Here is a 19622-nt window from a genome sequence, read left to right on the forward strand (position 1 = left end):
ATGATCTGAACCGCTGAGGAATAGGATGATATAGAGACTTTCTCATCAGTCTCACCATCTTTCAGTTTGATCTCATACACATGGGGCGGGAAGGGGTTCTAATTGAATGGGAAAAAGAAAAAATCGACTTAAAGCATGGCTGACAAGAACACTTGAAATCCCTCCAGACGTCATGATGGATCTTCCCCGTATTACGATGGTTGGCAGACTCCACATTTACATAGAGAATCATAAAGGGCTTTTGCTTTTCAGTGATCAAGAGGTAAGGCTGATGCTCAAACAAGGACAATGCATTATTTCAGGGAAAGATTTTGTGATTAAAACGATTTTGCCAGAAGAGATCTTATTAGAAGGGAAAATCGATGAGGTCCGTTATATTGATTCTTAACTGACGGAGGGGAGAAGTGTGAAGAATAAATGGTTCGCCTATTTTATTGGCAGAGTGGAAGTGGAAATCAAGGGAAACGGCATTGAGCGGCTCATCAATGAGTGCACGAGACAGGGGATCACAATGTTTCAAGTGAGCCGCCGTCAAGACAGCGTGCGCTTATTTATTCGCTTATCAGATGTACATGCCTTCAGAAAAGTACAAAGACATCATGAGGTAACATGTTCATTTCATCAAAAGAAGGGATTTCCGTTTCTTCTCCTATGGTCAAGGAAGAATATTGGGTTTACCCTCGGGATTGTGTTCTTTCTAGTGACGATATTGGCGCTTTCAAACATGGTGTGGAAAATTGATATTAAAGGAGCCAATCCAGAAACTGAACATGAGATGAGAAAGCATTTAGACGAGATTGGTGTGCAAAAAGGCCGTTTTCAGTTTCTAATGGGAACACCTGAAAAAATTCAAAAATCACTGACCGCCAATATTCAAAGCATAACATGGGTTGGCGTTGAACTAAACGGTACAACATTTCAAATGAAAGTTGTGGAAAAAAATGAGCCGGAAAAAGAGAAATATACGAGTCCTCAGCATATTGTGGCCAAGAAGAAGGCGGTCATCACGAGAATGTATGTGGAAAAAGGGGAGCCGCTTGCCGCAGTTGATGAACATGTGAAGAAAGGACAAATGCTCGTCTCTGGCCTCATCGGCAGCGAAGACCAGCAAAAAACGGTTGGTGCTAAAGCGAAAATTTATGGTGAAACGTGGTATCGTTCTGAAGTTTCTGTCCCTCTTCGAACATCTTTTGATGTCTTTACGGGTAAAATGAAGACAAAGCACAAGCTCTCCGCATTTGGAGGTTCAATGCCATTTTGGGGCTTTTCCTTTAAAAAGGATGATTTTAAGCAGCCAAAAACAGAAACTGAAGTTCACCCACTCCATTTCTTAAACTTCCAGCTCCCATTTTCCTATGAAAAAGAAACGACACGCGAAAGCGAAAAAATAAACCGGACATACACAAATAAAGAAGCGGTTCAAGCAGGGATTAAAATGGGTAAAAAAGAATTAGAAGAGAAGCTAGGTCAAACAGGAGAGGTGAAAAGTGAAAAAGTTTTGCACGAGGCAACAGGGAATGGTAAAGTTAAGTTAATCATCCTTTACCAAGTAATAGAAGATATTGTTCAACCAACACCTATTGTTCAGGGAGACTAGAGAATGACAGAACATTTACTTGAAATTCAACAAAAATTAGATAGCCCAAACGAAGCGATTGCTTTATTTGGAAATCAAGATGCTTATCTGAAACTGATGGAAAACGAGCTGAATGTCTCCATTATTACGCGCGGAGAAAAGGTGTATGTTTCTGGTCAGGAAGCATCAAGAGAAACAGCGAGCCGTCTGATTACATCTCTCTTACATCTCATCCAAAAAGGAATTGAGATTTCTGAACGGGATGTCGTCTATGCCATTAAAATGGCGCAAAAAGACAAGCTCAATTATTTTGAAAATATGTATGAAGATGAAATTACGAAAAATGCAAAAGGAAAGTCAATCAGGGTAAAAACCATTGGCCAGCGGGAATATGCTGCGGCGATGAAAAAAGATGACTTGGTCTTTGGAATTGGACCAGCTGGAACAGGGAAGACGTATTTGGCAGTCGTCAACGCGGTACATGCACTGAAAAATGGACATGTGAAACGGATTATCCTGACAAGACCAGCTGTTGAAGCAGGAGAAAGTCTTGGCTTTTTACCAGGTGATCTAAAGGAAAAAGTAGATCCTTATTTAAGACCACTATATGATGCCTTGCATGATGTGCTTGGCAGTGATCATACGGAACGTTTAATCGAGCGCGGTGTGATTGAAATAGCGCCTCTTGCCTATATGAGAGGACGGACACTCGATGATGCATTTGTTATTTTAGATGAAGCGCAGAATACAACGCCTGCCCAAATGAAAATGTTTTTGACGAGACTTGGGTTTGGCTCTAAAATGGTCATTACAGGAGATATTACACAGATTGACCTGCCGAAGGGCATGCAGTCTGGTCTTGCAGCTGCAAAGGACATGCTTGCAGAGATCAAGGGCATCTCATTTATTGAGCTAGACCAGACAGATGTGGTCAGACACCCGCTTGTGGCAAAGATCATCGGAGCATACGAAAAGCAAAAATGACCTTAGTGACCCGATCGTCTTCATCGGGTCATTTTGTTTCGATCGTGGTTTAAAGTAAAAAAGGAGGTACTTTCCTTGAGAAAGAATCAGAAAGACAGTAAGCGCAAAAGACTGCTGTCTAAAAAAGAACCTCAGAAAATGGAGCGCTCACGTTATTTAAATGTTTTGCTATACGCTGGTTTAGCAGCCATTCTATTCGTGGTGCTCTTCTTCCATGTAAAGCCTGAATCGCTCGACTTAGATTTATTTTCAGTGAGCGAACAGACCATCTATTCTCCATCAACCGTCGATGATCAAGAAGCGACAGAAGAAAAGAAGCAAGAAGCAACAGATCAAGTAGAGGATCAATATACACTCAAAAAAGCGTATTCTGACAATCGTGTTGACCTCATCTCCTCCCTTTTCGAAGCCATTAAAGAAGAGAAGAAAGCAGCTGATGAAAAAGAAAATCCGCCATCAGATAAAGAAATGGTCAAGCGTGTCAAAGAAAAACTCACATCAGATATGCAGGAGGCTGTTTCAGACCAATCCATCAAAGCACTGCTTCAGGCAAGTGACGAAAATCTCTCTTTTACTAAGGATTCCATCATCACAGTGGTGAATTCACTGATGAGTAAAGAAATCACAGCAGCGAAATTACAAGATGAGAAAAAACAAGTGAAAACAGAGCTTGAAAATAACTCAATTCCATCCAAATACTTAAATGCAGCGAAAGAAATCGGTGAATTTGCGATCATTCCAAACTATGTATTTGATCCAGTGGCGACAGAGAAGAAAAGGCAAGAAGCCGCTGATAATATTCAGCCGGTTCAAATTAAGCAAGGGCAAATCTTAGTCGAAGAAGGAGAACTTATCGACCGAGAAGTGTATCGTAAATTAGAACTGACAGGGCTCTTAAATAGCTCCAATTTGATTAAGCCTGTAAGCGGTCTTATGATATTGATTGGTCTATTCTTAGCAGCGATTATTCATTCACTTGAATCGAGGAAAAAATCGCTTGTTCATAAGAATAAGTCGTTGCTTCTCTACTCGCTCATTTTCACCATTATTTTAGTTATCATGGAAGTATTCAGTCTCTTCCAAGAAACAAAGTATACGACGATAGGTTATGTGGTGCCAGTGGCACTTGGCACGATGCTGATCAAGCTGCTTATCAATGAGCGGCTAGCGATCTTCTCTGGTCTTGTATTTGCTCTTTGCGGCAGTATGATGTTTAATCAAGGAGTAACCGGCGTCTTTAACTATGTGATCTGCGCTTATTACCTTGTGAGCGGGATGGCGGGCATTTTATTTTTGAGAAAGCATAATGCGCGTTCAAAAATATTGCAGGCAGGGCTTTCGGTCGCTTTGGTGAATGTCCTTGTGGTTCTATCCATAACGCTGATTCAAAACTCCTCACCATCAGGACTTGAAATCGGTGTGAACCTTATGATGGCGATTGTGTCAGGGTTTGCATCATCTATTTTGGTCATTGGGCTAATGCCAGTGTTTGAGAGTATGTTCGGCATTCTTTCAACAATGAAGCTGATTGAACTATCTAACCCAAACCATCCGCTCCTTAAAAAGATTTTAACAGAGACACCAGGTACATATCATCATAGTGTCATGGTGGCAAATTTAGCAGATGCTGCATGTGAAGCAGTCGGAGCAAACGGTCTTTTAGCAAGGGTTGGCGCTTATTATCATGACATTGGGAAAACGAAAAGACCGCAATACTTTATCGAAAACCAAATGAACATTGATAATCCGCATGACAAGCTTTCTCCTCAGCTAAGTAAAAATATCATTATTGCCCATACGACAGATGGAGCTGATATGCTGAGAGAAAAAAAGTTTCCTGAAGAGCTTGTCGATATTGCCGAACAGCACCACGGGAAGTCGCTGTTAAAGTTCTTTTACTATAAGGCAAAAGAGCGTGATGATCAGGTGACAGAAGAAGAATTCCGTTATCCTGGGCCAAAACCGCAATCAAAAGAAGCGGCGATTATTTCAGTAGCGGACAGCGTGGAAGCAGCGGTACGATCGATGCATAATCCAAATCCAGAGCGGATCGAAAAGCTCGTCAAAGGCATTATTTCCGATAAAATGCAGGATGGGCAATTCAGCGAATGTGATCTGACATTTAAAGAGTTAAATATTATTAGTCAAACGATTTGTACAACATTAAAGGGGATTTTCCATTCTCGGATTGAATATCCAGATGCCCCGAAGCAGAAGGTGAAGTAAATGACATTGTTAATCGATTTAATAGATGAAACAGGACAAGTATCAAAAGAGCAGCTTGAAGAAGTGGAAAAGCTTCTTCAGTTCGCTGCTGATGCCCTTGAGGTCAAAGATCAAGCGGAGGTATCAGTGACGATCGTCTCGAATGAAGAGATTCATCAAATTAATAAAGAATACCGCGGAAAAGACGCACCAACGGATGTGATCTCCTTTGCACTCGAAGAAGAAGGAGAAGGGGAAATTGAAATCATTGGTGCTGATGATATTCCGCCTGTACTCGGTGACATCATCATTAGTGTGGACCGTACGAAAGAGCAGGCAGAGGAATATGGACATTCCTTTATGAGAGAGCTTGGATTTCTCACCATTCATGGATTACTGCATTTGCTCGGGTTTGATCATATGACAGAGGAAGATGAAAAAGAAATGTTCGCCAAACAGACAAAGATCTTGGATGATTATGGCCTTTCAAGATCATCGTAAGAAAAGAAGGCCGCTTGCCCGTTTTTTTCGGAGTTTTTATTATGCATTTAGAGGAATATGGCGAACTTTCTTGAATGAACGGAATTTTCGATTTCACACAGTCGCAGCCATCATCGTGGTGATCTGCGGCTTTTGGTTTCACATTGAACCATTCGAATGGATGATCGTTTTGCTTTTATGCGGGGGGATGTTTGCGCTTGAACTTGTCAATACAGCCATTGAACATACAGTGGACCTGATGACAGAAGAGAGGCACCCGCTTGCTGAGAAAGCGAAAGACGCCGCAGCAGGCGCTGTTTGCGTTTACGCTGCGATTTCGGTTATGATTGGGTTGATCATCTTCTTACCGAAGATCATGCAATAGAACAATATTACTATTTATTAACATTTTTAGAAATGGGCGTGAAAATGTCACGTGAATTATGTAAAATATAAATGTGACAGTGGGTCCATTTCTTCTGAAAGTGGGAACTAGGAATGAACAAACAAGAGTTGATTTCAGAAGCAGTTAAAGCAAGAGATTTTGCATATGTACCCTATTCAAAATTCAAAGTCGGTGCAGCATTGTTGTCGAACGATGGAAAAGTGTATGGCGGCTGCAACATTGAAAATGCAGCATATGGTATGTGTAATTGTGCGGAAAGAACAGCACTTTTTAAAGCCTATTCAGAAGGCATCACATCGTTTCAAATGCTAGCGGTAGTGGCTGATACAGACCGGCCTGTTTCGCCGTGCGGCGCATGCAGACAGGTTATTTCAGAGCTATGTGCACCTGACATGCCAGTGATTCTAACGAACTTAAAAGGACAAATATACGAAACAACAGTAAACGAACTATTGCCAGGCGCATTTTCACCGGAGGATTTAAATGACTAACGAAAGCTTTAAATCAGGATTTGTATCCATTATTGGAAGACCAAATGTAGGAAAATCAACCTTTCTTAATCGTGTGATTGGACAAAAGATCGCCATCATGAGTGATAAGCCCCAAACGACACGAAACAAAGTGCAAGGTGTCTTAACAACAAACACGTCACAAACGATCTTTATCGATACACCAGGGATTCATAAACCTAAGCATAAGCTTGGTGATTTTATGATGAAAGTGGCTACAAATACACTGAAGGAAGTCGACCTGATCTTGTTTATGATCAATGCAAAGGAAGGCTATGGCAAGGGTGATGAATTCATCATTGAACGACTCAAGCAAACATCTACACCGGTATTCCTAGTCGTCAATAAAATCGACCAAATTCACCCAGATGAGCTGTTCCTTTTAATTGATGAATACCGCACACGTTATCCATTTAAGGAAATTGTGCCAATTTCAGCTCTTGAAGGAAACAACATTGACACGCTTCTTCAGCAGATTGAAGGTTATCTTCCTGAAGGCCCGCAATTTTATCCAGCAGATCAAGTAACAGATCATCCAGAGCGGTTTATTATTTCTGAATTAATTCGTGAAAAAGTGCTGCATTTAACAAGAGAAGAGATCCCGCACAGTATTGCAGTGGCGATCGAATCCATTAAGCCAGATGAAAATGGTAAGATCCATGTGGCGGCGACCATTGTCGTAGAACGTGATTCACAAAAAGGGATTGTTATTGGGAAACGAGGCAGCTTATTAAAAGAAGTGGGACAAAAAGCGCGCAGAGATATTGAAGCACTTCTCGGTTCAAAAGTGTATCTGGAGCTTTGGGTAAAGGTTCAGAAGGACTGGCGTAATAAATCCACTCACCTTCGTGATTTCGGATTTAGAGAAGACGAATATTAAAAAATCGCTGCTGTTGTCATAAAATCTGACAATGGTGCGGTTCGATTAGTAAAAATTGTTTATCATGAAATGGAGGTAGCTTGGTCAAGATATAATTAATATGTTGGATGTAGCGTTGCTGCTTCTAATAAAGAAAGGTGGGGTTTTTATGTTGAATTTTACATGGAACGTATTTTCACAAACAGGAAGCGTTGACACGTATCTGCTTTTCAAAGAGTTAGAAAAGGAGAACCTGGAAAGACCCGATATACTTGAAGAAGAGATAGCACGATTTGATTTTCCAATCTTATAATTCTTGACCCCTCCAATGCTCGGAGTGTAGACAAATGCTCATTAAAAGTGAAGGAATCGTCCTTAGAACAACAGATTATGGCGAAACAAACAAAATTGTCACGCTGCTCACTAGAGAACATGGGAAAATTGGTGTGATGGCAAGAGGCGCAAAAAAATCAAACAGCCGCCTGTCAGCCATAAGCCAGCCGTTTTTATACGGAACCTTCCTGATCCAATCATCAACAGGACTTGGAACGCTCCAGCAAGGCGAAATGATTGAAAGTATGCGAACCATTCGGGAAGATTTATTCTTGACCGCATATGCCGCATATATGACAGAGTTACTCGATAAAGGCACAGAAGAAAAAAAGCCAAACCCTTATTTGTTTGAGCTCCTGCTTCAATCTTTGCGTCATTTGAATGAAGGCACAGATGCTGATATTATCTTATTTATCGTAGAGGTCAAAATGTTATCAGTGATGGGAATGAAGCCCGAACTGGATCAATGTGTCCACTGTGGTCAAAAAGAAGCGCAGTTTCATTTCTCGATTAGAGACAACGGCTTTATTTGCCAAAATTGCTTTTCTAAAGATCCGTATAAACTGCCCTTATCTCCAGCAGCTGCAAGGCTGCTCCGTTTATTTCATTATTTTGATTTATCAAGGCTCGGTCAGGTTGATGTGAAACCGCAGACAAAACAAGAAATTCGTCAAGTGCTCGATCACTACTATGAAGAGTATTCAGGCCTTTATTTGAAATCAAAAAAATTCATGAATCAGATGGAATCCATGAAAAAGCTCATGGGTGGGGAAAACAAAAGTTGACATCTTCCATGACTTTTTGTAAGATCATCTAAGATAAAATATGTTGCATTGACAGAAAGAAGTACTTGCGCAGAATCCATAAAAGCGACCTTAGGGCGGTGTGAGCTAAGGATGGAGGCGTAACGAAAGGCATTCTTGAGCAACGTAAAACAAAGCGGCTGGATGCTACGATACCAGCAAATAGGGTGGAACCGCGGGAAAAACTCTCGTCCCTATGTTTGCAAGGAGCCTTGCGAGCATAGAGACGGGAGTTTTTGTGTTCTTTTGCGGGGTTCTAGACCCATCCGCCATACATAGCGGATGGTGTAGAAAAGATGGAGGTGCGATCATTGAATATTCAAGACATGATTTTGACGTTGCAAAAGCATTGGTCAAATGAAGGCTGCGTATTAATGCAGGCGTATGACACAGAAAAAGGTGCCGGAACGATGAGTCCATACACGTTCCTCAGAAGCATTGGTCCAGAGCCATGGAAGGTAGCGTATGTAGAGCCTTCAAGACGCCCGGCTGATGGCAGATATGGAGAAAACCCAAATAGATTGTATCAGCATCATCAATTCCAAGTGATCATTAAGCCGTCACCTGACAATATTCAAGAACTGTATCTTGAATCTTTGAAAGCGCTTGGTATTGACCCGCTGAAACATGATATTCGTTTTGTAGAAGACAACTGGGAAAACCCATCTCTGGGCTGTGCAGGGCTAGGCTGGGAAGTATGGCTTGATGGGATGGAAATCACCCAATTCACGTATTTTCAGCAAGTCGGCGGCTTAGAATGTAAGCCCGTTTCCGTTGAAATCACATACGGTATTGAACGTCTTGCTTCCTACATCCAAGACAAAGAAAATGTCTTCGATCTTGAATGGACAGACGGATTCACGGTGAGAGATTTATTCTTAATGGCTGAATATGAGCACTCTGTTTATACATTTGAAACATCTAATACTGACATGCTGTTTGATTTATTTACAACCTATGAGAAAGAAGCGCATAGCCAAATGGACAAAGGGCTTGTTCACCCGGCATACGATTATGTGCTCAAATGCTCTCATACGTTTAACCTGCTCGATGCAAAGGGCGCAATTTCTGTTACTGAGCGAACTGGTTATATCGGAAGAGTGCGCCAGTTAGCAAGAAAAGTAGCCAAAACATATTATGAAGAACGAGAAAAATTGGGATTCCCTATGCTAAAAGAGGAGGCGGCTTCTCATGAATAAACAAGATGTATTACTCGAAATCGGCTTAGAAGAGATGCCGGCTCGTTTCATGCCAGAAAGCACAAAGCAGCTAGGCGAGAAAGTAAAAGCGTGGTTTGAAGCGCAAAACATTTCATTTGAAGATGTTGCTCTATTTAACTCACCAAGACGTCTTGCTGTACTTGTGAAAGGTGTCGCAGAAAAACAAGAAGACATCAAAGAAGAAGCAAAAGGTCCGGCTAAAAAGATCGCGCAAGATGCGGAAGGCAATTGGACAAAAGCAGCGGAAGGTTTTGCCCGCGGACAAGGTGCTTCAACAGATGATCTCTATTTTAAAGAGATCAAAGGAGTGGATTATGTCCATGTCCAGAAGTTTCAAGAAGGAAAGCAAGTCAAAGACCTTCTGCCAGCATTAGGTGAGATCGCCGCTTCATTAAGTTTTCCAAAGAACATGAGATGGGGGAGCAAAGATTTACGCTACATCCGTCCGATTAAATGGATTGTTTGTTTATTTGGAGAGGAGATTGTACCTGCTCACATTGCTGGGGTGAAAAGCGGCCGCGAGACAAGAGGACACCGTTTCCTTGGTAAGGCAGCCATCATCGACTCGCCTGCTTCTTATGAGCAAACATTGCGCGATCAATTTGTCATTGCAGATTCAGATAAAAGAAAACAATCCATTACCGAGCAGCTAAATGCTCTATCTTCAGAAAAAGCTTGGGTGATTCCTGTTGATCCTGAGCTTCTAGAAGAGGTCAACAATCTTGTAGAATACCCAACGGTACTATCTGGTTCCTTTGAAGAAGAATTCCTTGCATTGCCGGAAGAAGTATTGGTAACTACAATGAAAGAGCATCAGCGCTATTTCCCTGTGAAAAATGAGCAAGGGGAATTATTGCCTCACTTCATAACGGTGAGAAATGGAAACAGTGAAGCGCTTGAAAATGTCGCAAGAGGGAACGAAAAAGTACTTCGTGCACGTTTATCAGATGCTGCCTTCTTCTATAAAGAAGACGAAAAACTAGTCATTGAAGACAATATTAAGAAGCTTGATAAGGTTGTATTCCATGAGAAACTTGGCACAATTGGCGACAAGCTAAAGAGAGTGACAGACATTGCGACGCGTCTAGCAGCTCATGTCGGTGCAGATGACGAAACGTCAGAGCGTGTGGCAAGAGCTGCAAGTATTTCGAAATTTGACCTTGTGACTCAAATGGTCTATGAATTCCCAGAATTACAAGGAATCATGGGCGAGAAATATGCAAAAGCACTTGGCGAACATGAAGAAGTGGCAAAGAGCATCAATGAGCACTATATGCCGCGCTTTGCCGGTGATGAGGCGCCTTCCACTTTAATTGGTGCGATTGTGGCAGTAGCCGATAAGCTGGATTCTATTTGTTCCTTCTTCTCAATTGATGTCATTCCAACGGGCTCTCAAGATCCTTATGGACTAAGAAGACAAGCGAGCGGTATCGTTCAAATTCTGCTTGATCGTCATTGGAACATTTCATTCAAAGAGCTTTTGGCACTTGCTCAAGTAGAAGCAGCACATGAAACGGCTCTCATTGAATTTTTAACACACCGTTTAAAATATGTCCTCCAAGCAGAACATATCCGTCATGATGTTGTCGATGCAGTACTGGATGTTGAAAATATTGAACCTTATGCAGTCGTGAAAAAAGCAGCTGTTCTTGAAGAGAGCGTGAAACAAGAGAGCTTCAAAGAAACAGCAGAAGCATTAGGACGCGTCATTTCAATCAGTAAAAAAGGGGAAGACGCAGAAATTCAGCCTGAGCTGTTTGAAAATGAGCATGAGCAAAAGCTATATGAGGCGTATCAGCAAGTAGAGACAGCTGTCAAGGAACATGTAGCAGCAGGGCAATACAGCGCAGCGCTTGAGGCGCTTGATACGTTAAAAACACCGATTGTTCATTATTTCGATCACACAATGGTTCATGCAGATGATGAAAAGCTGAAGCGAAATCGTTTGGCGCAAATGGTCAAACTAGCAAAAGTCATTCAATCATTTGCGAATATGAACAATTTAATTGTAAAATAAATACCTAAGAACGGTTGCCTTTTTTGAAGGGCAATCGTTTTTTACTCATTTAATTCACGGTTTTTGAGTGGATTTTTGTTTCATTCGGACAAAGATGCGCTATAATATGATGAGTTATGAAAATGATATACATAAAGTAAAGATTCGCTCTCTCTATTTAAAGGTGGTGAGTACAATCGAGTTAAATAAACGGCAAGAGCAGATTTTACAGATTGTCAAAGAGAATGGTCCGATCACTGGAGAGCATATCGCCGATCGGCTGAACTTAACTAGGGCGACCCTCAGACCGGATTTAGCCATATTAACGATGTCAGGCTTTTTAGAAGCAAGACCAAGGGTCGGCTACTTTTTCACAGGAAAAACAGGTACGCAGCTTCTAGCAGATAAGCTGAAAAAACTTCAAGTGAAAGATTTTCAATCCATTCCAGTGGTGATACATGAGAATGTTTCAGTTTATGATGCGATTTGTACGATGTTTTTAGAAGATGTGGGCACATTATTCGTTGTGGACGATCACTCTATTTTAACAGGCGTGTTGTCAAGGAAAGACCTCCTTCGCGCAAGTATTGGAAAACAGGAGCTTCCATCTATTCCTGTCCATATTATTATGACAAGAATGCCGAACATCACCGTTTGCCGCAAGGAAGATTTCATTATGGGTGTGGCGAAGCACTTGATTGAAAAGCAGATAGACGCACTTCCTGTTATAAAAGATACGGATAAAGGCTTTGAAGTGGTCGGCAGAATTACGAAAACAAACATGACGAAAATACTTGTTAACTTATCGGAGAATGAAATAATCTAATTACAGAAGACTGCGAGGGGATGTTATGAGTAATCGCGTAATTTTTGTGGTATCAGATTCAGTAGGAGAAACGGCAGAGCTCGTAGTCAAAGCGGCACTTAGCCAATTTGATGGCGGCTCATCAGACCATTCAAATATCAGAAGAATCCCATATGTAGAAGATGTCGGTACGATTAAAGAAGTCATTTCACTGGCGAAAGCAGATAACGGAATCGTCTGCTTTACTCTTGTTGTGCCAGAAATGCGTCAATTCTTAATTGATGAAGCAGAAGCAAACGGAGTTGTTTATTATGACATCATCGGACCACTAATCGATAAAATGGAGACTGCTTATGGAAATGAAGCGAAACATGAGCCGGGGCGTGTACGTCAATTAGATGAGGACTATTTTAAAAAGGTTGAAGCCATTGAGTTCGCAGTGAAGTATGATGACGGCAGAGACCCAAGAGGCATTCTAAAGGCTGATATTGTGCTCATCGGTGTATCACGCACATCTAAGACACCACTATCTCAATACTTGGCGCATAAACGGCTGAAGGTAGCAAACGTTCCAATTGTTCCTGAAGTAGATCCGCCAGAGGAGTTATTTTCAGTTGATCCAAAGAAATGCATCGGTCTGAAAATCAGTCCAGACAAACTAAATCATATTCGTAAAGAGCGTTTGAAATCTCTAGGTTTAAATGATCGCGCGATTTATGCGAACATTGAACGGATTAAAGAAGAGCTAGAGTATTTTGAAAAAGTGGTGGACCGCATTAACTGTCAAGTTGTTGATGTATCGAATAAAGCAGTTGAAGAAACGGCAAATGTCATTCATCAAATGCTGACCAAAAGAGGTTCCGAATAAACTCAGGATGCTCCTCCTGGGTTTTTCCTATGGTGGGAAACGGGTAAACAAAAACAATGGCATATTTGCTGCATTTGTATTATAATAAAAAATTGTGATAAAATGATTGATTTTAGGTTTAAGTTAAGTCAAGAACGAATAAACTAATATTGGCAGAAGTCAAGTGATTCTGAACATAACTTTTCGACAAAATGAGTTTTACTGTTGTTTGCTATATGGGGGAAAAGTATGGTCTTTTTGCTTCTCTAAAGCAGGAATAAGGTGGAGGGATGGAGAATTAGTCACCTGAATGAACATAAACAAGAGAGGACGATTTATGTCGATGCAGATGCTTGTCCTGTAAAAGACGAAATCCTTTCTGTCGCATCTCAATTTCAAGTACCTGTGACATTCATTGCTTCATATGAGCATTTTCAAACCAAGAGATCTCCACTTGAAGATTGGCGGTTTGTAGATACACATAAGGAAGCAGCGGATTTAGTCATTGCGAACTCAGCTGCCGCGCATGATATTGTCGTCACCCAAGACATTGGTCTTGCCTCCTTACTGCTTCCAAGACAGGTCATTGTACTGTCTGAAAGAGGACGGATGTACACGAACGAAACAATTGATTTTGATTTGGAACGCAGACATGTTTCCAGTAAACAGCGAAGAAAAGGTGTATATGGAAAAGGTCCCAAAAAGCTTTTAGAAGAGGATAAAAAGCGATTTATTACGCAACTACAAAAAATCCTGTCGAATCATGAAGGATTTTTGAATTAAAAGGCGAATAATGTACGACGGAGTGTTATTAGGATGAGCAAACGTATACCAGATGAACTTTTGGAGCAAATCCAAAAAAACGCAGACATTGTCGAAGTGATTGGAGAATACGTACAGCTTAGAAAGCAAGGTCGAAATTACTTCGGTCTTTGTCCATTCCATGGTGAAAATACTCCTTCATTCTCTGTTTCAGCAGATAAGCAAATCTTCCATTGTTTTGGCTGTGGTGCAGGAGGTAATGTATTTTCGTTCCTCAGACAAATGGAAGGCTACTCATTTATTGAAGCCGTTTCACATGTTGCTGATAAGTACCACATTGATTTGCCTGATCATGTAGCAAATGCTCAGATCAGCTCCTCACAGCAAGAGGGCACTGCAGATCATAAAATGATTGAAGCGCATGAGCTTCTTAAGAAATTTTACCACCATTTGCTGGTAAATACAAAGGAAGGTCAAAACGCACTCGATTATTTACGGGCGAGAGGCTTTACAGATGAAACAATTGCCAAGTTTGAGATCGGATATGCTCTTGACTCTTGGGATTTCGTGACCAAGTTTTTAGAAAAACGAGGGTTTGATCCTGCGATGATGGAGAAGGCCGGTCTTTTGATTCAACGTGAAAACGGAACAGGCTTTTTTGACCGCTTTAGGGATCGTGTGATGTTTCCCATTCATGATCATCATGGGACAGTCGTCGCTTTTTCCGGAAGATCGCTTGGTGATCAGCAGCCTAAGTATATGAATAGTCCTGAAACGCCACTTTTTCATAAAAGTAAGTTGCTTTATCACTTTCATGACGCGCGTATGCTTATTCGAAAACGCGAACGGGCGGTTCTTTTCGAAGGATTTGCTGACGTCATCTCAGCTGTCACATCAGGTGTCGGCGAAAGTGTTGCAACAATGGGTACGTCTCTAACAGAAGAGCACGTAAAACTTCTCAGACGGAACGTAGAAGAGATCATCCTTTGCTATGACTCTGACACGGCCGGTTATGAAGCCACCATGAAAGCTTCAGATTTGCTTGGAAAAAGAGGATGTAAAGTTCGCGTTGCCATGATACCAGATGGACTTGATCCAGATGATTACATTCGTAAATATGGTGGCGAGAAATTTAGGAATGACATCATAGATGCAAGTGTGACATTAATGACTTTTAAGATGAACTTTTTCCGTAGGGGAAAGAATTTATCTGATGAAGGAGACCGGCTTACTTATATGAAGCAGGTACTCCGAGAAATTAGCCGATTAAACGGTTCCTTGGAACAAGAGATTTACATGAAACAGCTTGCTGGAGAGTTCTCGATCTCACTTGATTCATTAAAGGAACAACTGGAGCTGTTTGAAAAACAGCAGCGTCAAGAAGCCAAAAGCACGCAGGAAGAAAGCGGGCTTGAAAAACGGCGTGCACATCTGTCAACACAGGTACGAAGAAAGCGTCTGCGGCCAGCATATGAAAATGCAGAGCGAATGCTGCTTGCTCATATGTTAAAAAGCGATGACGTGATCCGAAAAGTACTTGACAGAGTAGGGATTGAATTTAATATAGATTCTCACAGGGCGCTGGCCACGTACATTTATGCTTTGTATGAAGAAGGCAAAGAACCAACGCCGCAGCACCTGATGAACCGTATAGAAGATGATATCATCAATCAACTTCTGACGGATATATTCATGATTCAAGTTGGAGACGAACTAAGTGAAGCTGAATTAAGTGATTATGTAAAAAAAGTGTTGAATCATCGGAATTTGTCAATGATAAAGGAAAAAGAACTAGAACGTGCAGAAGCGGAGAGGCAAAAAGATTTCTTCAAAGCGGCAACACTTGCAAAAGAAATTATTCAGTTGAACCGTTCGCTGAAGTAATACGTCTAATATTTATGACAAGACTTACGGCTGGCAATGAATCCTTTACGGGAGGAGCATAAGACCGCAAGCATCTTGCCTTCATCATTATTTATTTTATTCCTATTTGCTCATCTGTTTGATAAAGAGAGAAAAGCAGGGCGGAAGCAAATCGCAAGTTACTTTAGAATTCGTTGCAAGCTTTGGAAGGAGGGATCCATAATGGCTGATAAACAAGCCCACGAAACCGAAACTGAATTAACCTTTGAACAGGTGAGAGATAAGCTCACTGAAACGGGTAAAAAACGGGGCGTTTTAACATACGAAGAAATTGCAGAGCGTATGTCTAGCTTTGAAATTGAATCAGACCAAATGGATGAATACTATGAATACTTAGGCGAACAGGGTGTAGAGCTCATTAGTGAAAACGAAGAGACAGAAGACCCAAATGTTCAGCAGCTGGCTAAAGCAGAAGAAGAATTTGACCTGAATGATTTAAGCGTACCACCAGGTGTCAAAATTAATGATCCTGTTCGTATGTACTTAAAAGAAATCGGACGCGTCAATTTGTTATCTGCTAAAGAAGAAATTACGTATGCTCAAAAGATCGAAGAAGGCGATGAGGAATCAAAAAGAAGATTAGCGGAAGCAAACCTTCGTCTCGTTGTCAGCATCGCGAAACGCTACGTCGGTCGTGGTATGCTGTTCCTAGACTTGATTCAAGAAGGAAACATGGGTCTTATGAAGGCAGTTGAGAAGTTTGATTACCGCAAAGGATACAAATTCTCAACATATGCGACTTGGTGGATTAGACAGGCGATCACGCGTGCGATTGCCGATCAGGCAAGAACAATCAGGATCCCGGTTCATATGGTGGAAACCATTAATAAATTGATCCGTGTTCAAAGACAGCTTCTGCAAGACCTAGGCAGAGAACCAACGCCAGAGGAAATTGCTGAAGACATGGATTTAACGCCAGAAAAGGTTAGAGAAATTCTTAAAATTGCGCAAGAGCCTGTATCTTTAGAAACACCTATTGGTGAAGAAGATGACTCGCACCTTGGTGATTTTATTGAAGACCAAGAGGCGACATCTCCATCTGACCATGCTGCATACGAATTGTTAAAAGAGCAGCTTGAAGATGTATTAGACACGTTAACGGACCGTGAAGAAAATGTACTGAGACTACGTTTCGGACTAGATGACGGAAGAACACGTACGTTAGAAGAGGTTGGAAAGGTGTTCGGCGTCACAAGAGAGCGTATCCGCCAAATTGAAGCGAAAGCTCTGCGTAAATTAAGACACCCAAGCAGAAGTAAACGATTAAAAGACTTCTTAGAGTAGAAACTGGACGGATCTTGAAAGAGATCCGTTCTTTCTTCATCAAAAATGAAAACGCTTTTTTCAATCTGATTATATTTTACTGAATAAATAATGAATTTGCAACGTTCTTAGAGAAAAGATGTATAAAAAATACATCAAAATGTGCTGAAGGCTTCATTTCTCATCTTTGCATCATTTTTGTCTAATCTGTGAACTTGACCAAAGTTTTGTATCATAATTCGTTTACTTTTTGTAAAATTAAAGTAGAATTAGAATTGTTTGTATAGTCTTAAAGGGGTTTTCACAAAGGGGAGGATGAAAGAAATGAAACGGAATCCACTTATACCATTTTTATTGATTGCCATTTTAGGGATTGGACTCACTTTTTTCTTATCAATGAAGGGGTTGAAAGATGAAGACAAAATCGCCTCTGGAGGCGAGGAGCAAAAGCAAGAAGAAACAGCGAATGCGACGCCGGAAGAATTGTATAAGCAAAACTGTCTGAGTTGTCATGGGGAAAACTATGAAGGCGGTGCAGGTCCTGCATTAAAAGGTGTTGGAGACAAGCTTGAAGTAGCAGACATCAAGAAGAAAATTCAAGAAGGCGGCAACGGGATGCCAGGCGGGCTGATTCCAAATGAAAAGCTCGATGAAATGTCAGAATGGGTATCCAAAATTAAATAATGTTACGCAAAAAGCTCTTTTTGATCAGAAGAGCTTTTTTCATTTGAAAACGACTTTTAATTTATATAAGATAGACAAGTATGAACATTAAAGAAAAGTAGTGATATGTATGAATGAAATGAATTTATCAAAACGATTAAAAAGAATCGCAGACTTTTTACCACATGAGGCTGTCTTTGCTGATATCGGCTCAGATCATGCCTATTTGCCGTGCTATGCGATCCTGCATCAAAAAGCAGTAAAAGCGATTGCTGGTGAAATTACAGAAGGACCGCTTCAATCAGCGAAGCAGCAAGTACATAGACTTAAATTAGATGACAAGATCTCGGTCAGAAAAGGAAATGGTCTTGAAGCCATTGAAAAGGGCGAAGTGAATGCTGTAACGATTGCAGGTATGGGCGGAGCACTCATCGCAAGCATTTTAAATGACGGCAAGCATAAGCTCACAGGCCATGAAAGGCTTATTCTTCAGCCAAATATCCATGCTCACCACATTCGTTTATGGCTCTATCAAGAGGGGTATGAATTGATGGATGAAGTCATTTTAGAAGAGGATGGCAAAATATACGAAATTATGATCGCCGAAAAAGGCGACAAAGATAAAGCCTATGAAGGGATGTCAATTGAAACAGGCATGCTAGTTGGTCCGTTTCTTGCGAAAGAGCAAAATGATGTCTTCCGGCGCAAGTGGATGCAAGAATTTCAGCATATGGAGAAAATAGAAAGTCAAATCCAGCAGGCAGCACGAACAGAAGAGAACAAGGAGCGTCTTGAAGAGCTGCATGTAAAAATAAAGATTCTAAAGGAGGTTTTGACTGTTGGCTAAAACAGTAAACGGACATGAAATCATCCAATTATTTGAACAATTTTCACCAAAGGCATATGCCATGGAAGGTGACAAAATCGGTCTCCAGATTGGGACGTTAAATAAAAAGGTAAACAATGTCATGATCACCTTAGATGTACTAGAGAATGTGGTAGATGAGGCGATCGAAAAAAATGTGGATCTCATGATTGCTCACCATCCGCCAATCTTCCGTCCGTTAAAACATGTAGCGACAGATCAGCCAGCTGGACGAATCATTGAGAAATGCATCAAACATGATATTGCAGTATATGTGGCACATACGAATTTAGATGTGGCTGATGGAGGAGTTAATGACTTGCTTGCTGAGGCTTTAGAGCTTGAAGAAACAAGAGTGTTAGTCCCGACATATGAAGATCAAATCAAACAGCTTGCCCTCTATGTCCCGCAGGAATTTGAGGAAGCCATCCGTACAGCTTTAGGAAATGCGGGCGCCGGCCATATTGGCAACTACAGCCATTGCGTGTTTTCAAATGAAGGGACAGGCAGCTTTTTGCCATCAGAAGATGCGGATCCGTTTATTGGTGAGACTGGTCAATTGGAATTTGTGAAAGAAGTGCGGATTGAAACCATTTTCCCGGCAAGTACTGAAAAACAAGTCATTCGTGAAATGATCAAGGCACATCCTTATGAAGAAGTCGCCTATAGTGTACACACGACAGATCTTCCTCCTATTCAAAAAGGGCTTGGCCGTATAGGGGAGCTAAGAGAGCCTATGACCCTTGGAGACTTCGCGCGATTTGTGAAGACGAAGCTGGATGTAAATGGTGCTCGCTTTGTAGGTGATCAGGACGCTGTTGTGAAAAAAGTAGCTGTGCTTGGCGGAGACGGAAATAAATACATTCACCAAGCAAAAAGAATGGGTGCTGATGTGTATGTGACAGGGGATCTTTATTTCCATGTCGCCCATGATGCTATGATGCTCGGGCTGAACGTAGTGGACCCAGGGCATTATGCAGAAAAAATTATGAAAGAGGGCGTAAAGGCGAAGCTTCAATCGTTATGTTCAGAGAAAAAGTATGATGTACAGCTCTTTGTTTCTGAATCAAACACAAATCCATTTCAATTTATGTAAACAAAAAGAACGTCAGAGCATAGAAGC

The 19622-nt window shown here is 41.2% G+C and carries 20 protein-coding genes; all 20 read left to right on the forward strand.

The annotated features are described in order from the left end of the window. The first annotated feature begins 106 nt into the window (after positions 1 to 106). The 20 genes from yqfC (at position 107) to MHI11_RS07165 (ending at position 19595) form a co-directional block, all read left to right on the forward strand. Positions 107 to 388: a sporulation protein YqfC gene (gene yqfC / locus MHI11_RS07070; protein ID WP_012010618.1), complete on the forward strand. Its 282-nt coding sequence runs from the start codon at positions 107 to 109 to the stop codon at positions 386 to 388. 18 nt (positions 389 to 406) lie between these two features. Then, the gene (yqfD, locus tag MHI11_RS07075; protein ID WP_268507964.1) at positions 407 to 1597 is read left to right on the forward strand and encodes a sporulation protein YqfD; all 1191 of its coding nucleotides are present in this window, start codon (positions 407 to 409) and stop codon (positions 1595 to 1597) included. Positions 1598 to 1600: 3 nt separating this feature from the next. Then, complete coding sequence (locus MHI11_RS07080) at positions 1601 to 2560, forward strand: PhoH family protein (RefSeq protein WP_044139415.1); 960 nt, start codon at positions 1601 to 1603, stop codon at positions 2558 to 2560. Between the two features lie 114 nt (positions 2561 to 2674). Continuing rightward, on the forward strand, positions 2675 to 4786 hold the full coding sequence (locus MHI11_RS07085; RefSeq protein WP_374726557.1) for an HD family phosphohydrolase: 2112 nt from the start codon (positions 2675 to 2677) through the stop codon (positions 4784 to 4786). Beyond that, positions 4787 to 5266, forward strand: a complete 480-nt coding sequence (ybeY, locus tag MHI11_RS07090; RefSeq protein WP_340960758.1) for an rRNA maturation RNase YbeY — start codon at positions 4787 to 4789, stop codon at positions 5264 to 5266. Further along, positions 5244 to 5630, forward strand: coding sequence for a diacylglycerol kinase family protein (locus MHI11_RS07095; protein WP_340960759.1), 387 nt, complete (start codon positions 5244 to 5246; stop codon positions 5628 to 5630). Before ybeY ends, MHI11_RS07095 begins: the two co-directional genes overlap by 23 nt. Positions 5631 to 5743: 113 nt before the next feature. After that, positions 5744 to 6142 carry a cytidine deaminase gene (locus MHI11_RS07100; protein ID WP_003217296.1) on the forward strand — a complete coding sequence of 133 codons (399 nt, stop codon included), beginning with the start codon at positions 5744 to 5746 and terminating at the stop codon, positions 6140 to 6142. After that, positions 6135 to 7040, forward strand: a complete 906-nt coding sequence (gene era / locus MHI11_RS07105; protein ID WP_044139412.1) for a GTPase Era — start codon at positions 6135 to 6137, stop codon at positions 7038 to 7040. Before MHI11_RS07100 ends, era begins: the two co-directional genes overlap by 8 nt. A 148-nt stretch (positions 7041 to 7188) precedes the next feature. Then, positions 7189 to 7332: a YqzL family protein gene (locus tag MHI11_RS07110; protein ID WP_065098441.1), complete on the forward strand. Its 144-nt coding sequence runs from the start codon at positions 7189 to 7191 to the stop codon at positions 7330 to 7332. Between the two features lie 34 nt (positions 7333 to 7366). Beyond that, positions 7367 to 8137: a DNA repair protein RecO gene (gene recO / locus MHI11_RS07115; RefSeq protein WP_340960762.1), complete on the forward strand. Its 771-nt coding sequence runs from the start codon at positions 7367 to 7369 to the stop codon at positions 8135 to 8137. A gap of 329 nt (positions 8138 to 8466) precedes the next feature. Continuing rightward, on the forward strand, positions 8467 to 9354 hold the full coding sequence (gene glyQ / locus MHI11_RS07120) for a glycine--tRNA ligase subunit alpha (protein WP_003217487.1): 888 nt from the start codon (positions 8467 to 8469) through the stop codon (positions 9352 to 9354). Further along, entirely contained in the window at positions 9347 to 11392 is a 2046-nt protein-coding gene (gene glyS / locus MHI11_RS07125) for a glycine--tRNA ligase subunit beta (RefSeq protein ID WP_340960763.1), read from the forward strand. The genes glyQ and glyS overlap by 8 nt, the downstream gene beginning before the upstream one ends. Positions 11393 to 11558: 166 nt before the next feature. After that, entirely contained in the window at positions 11559 to 12197 is a 639-nt protein-coding gene (locus tag MHI11_RS07130; protein WP_034620854.1) for a helix-turn-helix transcriptional regulator, read from the forward strand. A gap of 25 nt (positions 12198 to 12222) precedes the next feature. Next, entirely contained in the window at positions 12223 to 13044 is an 822-nt protein-coding gene (locus MHI11_RS07135; RefSeq protein ID WP_044139409.1) for a pyruvate, water dikinase regulatory protein, read from the forward strand. Positions 13045 to 13305: 261 nt separating this feature from the next. After that, on the forward strand, positions 13306 to 13806 hold the full coding sequence (locus tag MHI11_RS07140) for a YaiI/YqxD family protein (RefSeq protein ID WP_282058994.1): 501 nt from the start codon (positions 13306 to 13308) through the stop codon (positions 13804 to 13806). Positions 13807 to 13839: 33 nt separating this feature from the next. Continuing rightward, entirely contained in the window at positions 13840 to 15669 is a 1830-nt protein-coding gene (dnaG, locus tag MHI11_RS07145; protein ID WP_340960764.1) for a DNA primase, read from the forward strand. A gap of 201 nt (positions 15670 to 15870) precedes the next feature. Next, positions 15871 to 16992 carry an RNA polymerase sigma factor RpoD gene (gene rpoD / locus MHI11_RS07150; RefSeq protein WP_008342392.1) on the forward strand — a complete coding sequence of 374 codons (1122 nt, stop codon included), beginning with the start codon at positions 15871 to 15873 and terminating at the stop codon, positions 16990 to 16992. 303 nt (positions 16993 to 17295) lie between these two features. After that, a complete protein-coding gene (gene cccA / locus MHI11_RS07155; protein ID WP_003217503.1) occupies positions 17296 to 17655 on the forward strand; it encodes a cytochrome c550 in 360 nt (119 codons plus the stop codon). A gap of 109 nt (positions 17656 to 17764) precedes the next feature. Further along, positions 17765 to 18481: a tRNA (adenine(22)-N(1))-methyltransferase gene (locus MHI11_RS07160; protein WP_340960765.1), complete on the forward strand. Its 717-nt coding sequence runs from the start codon at positions 17765 to 17767 to the stop codon at positions 18479 to 18481. Beyond that, positions 18474 to 19595, forward strand: a complete 1122-nt coding sequence (locus tag MHI11_RS07165) for a Nif3-like dinuclear metal center hexameric protein (RefSeq protein WP_340960767.1) — start codon at positions 18474 to 18476, stop codon at positions 19593 to 19595. The genes MHI11_RS07160 and MHI11_RS07165 overlap by 8 nt, the downstream gene beginning before the upstream one ends. Positions 19596 to 19622: the final 27 nt, after the last annotated feature.

The sequence above is a fragment of the Bacillus sp. FSL K6-3312 genome (assembly GCF_038007485.1).
GTDB lineage: Bacteria > Bacillota > Bacilli > Bacillales > Bacillaceae > Bacillus > Bacillus pumilus.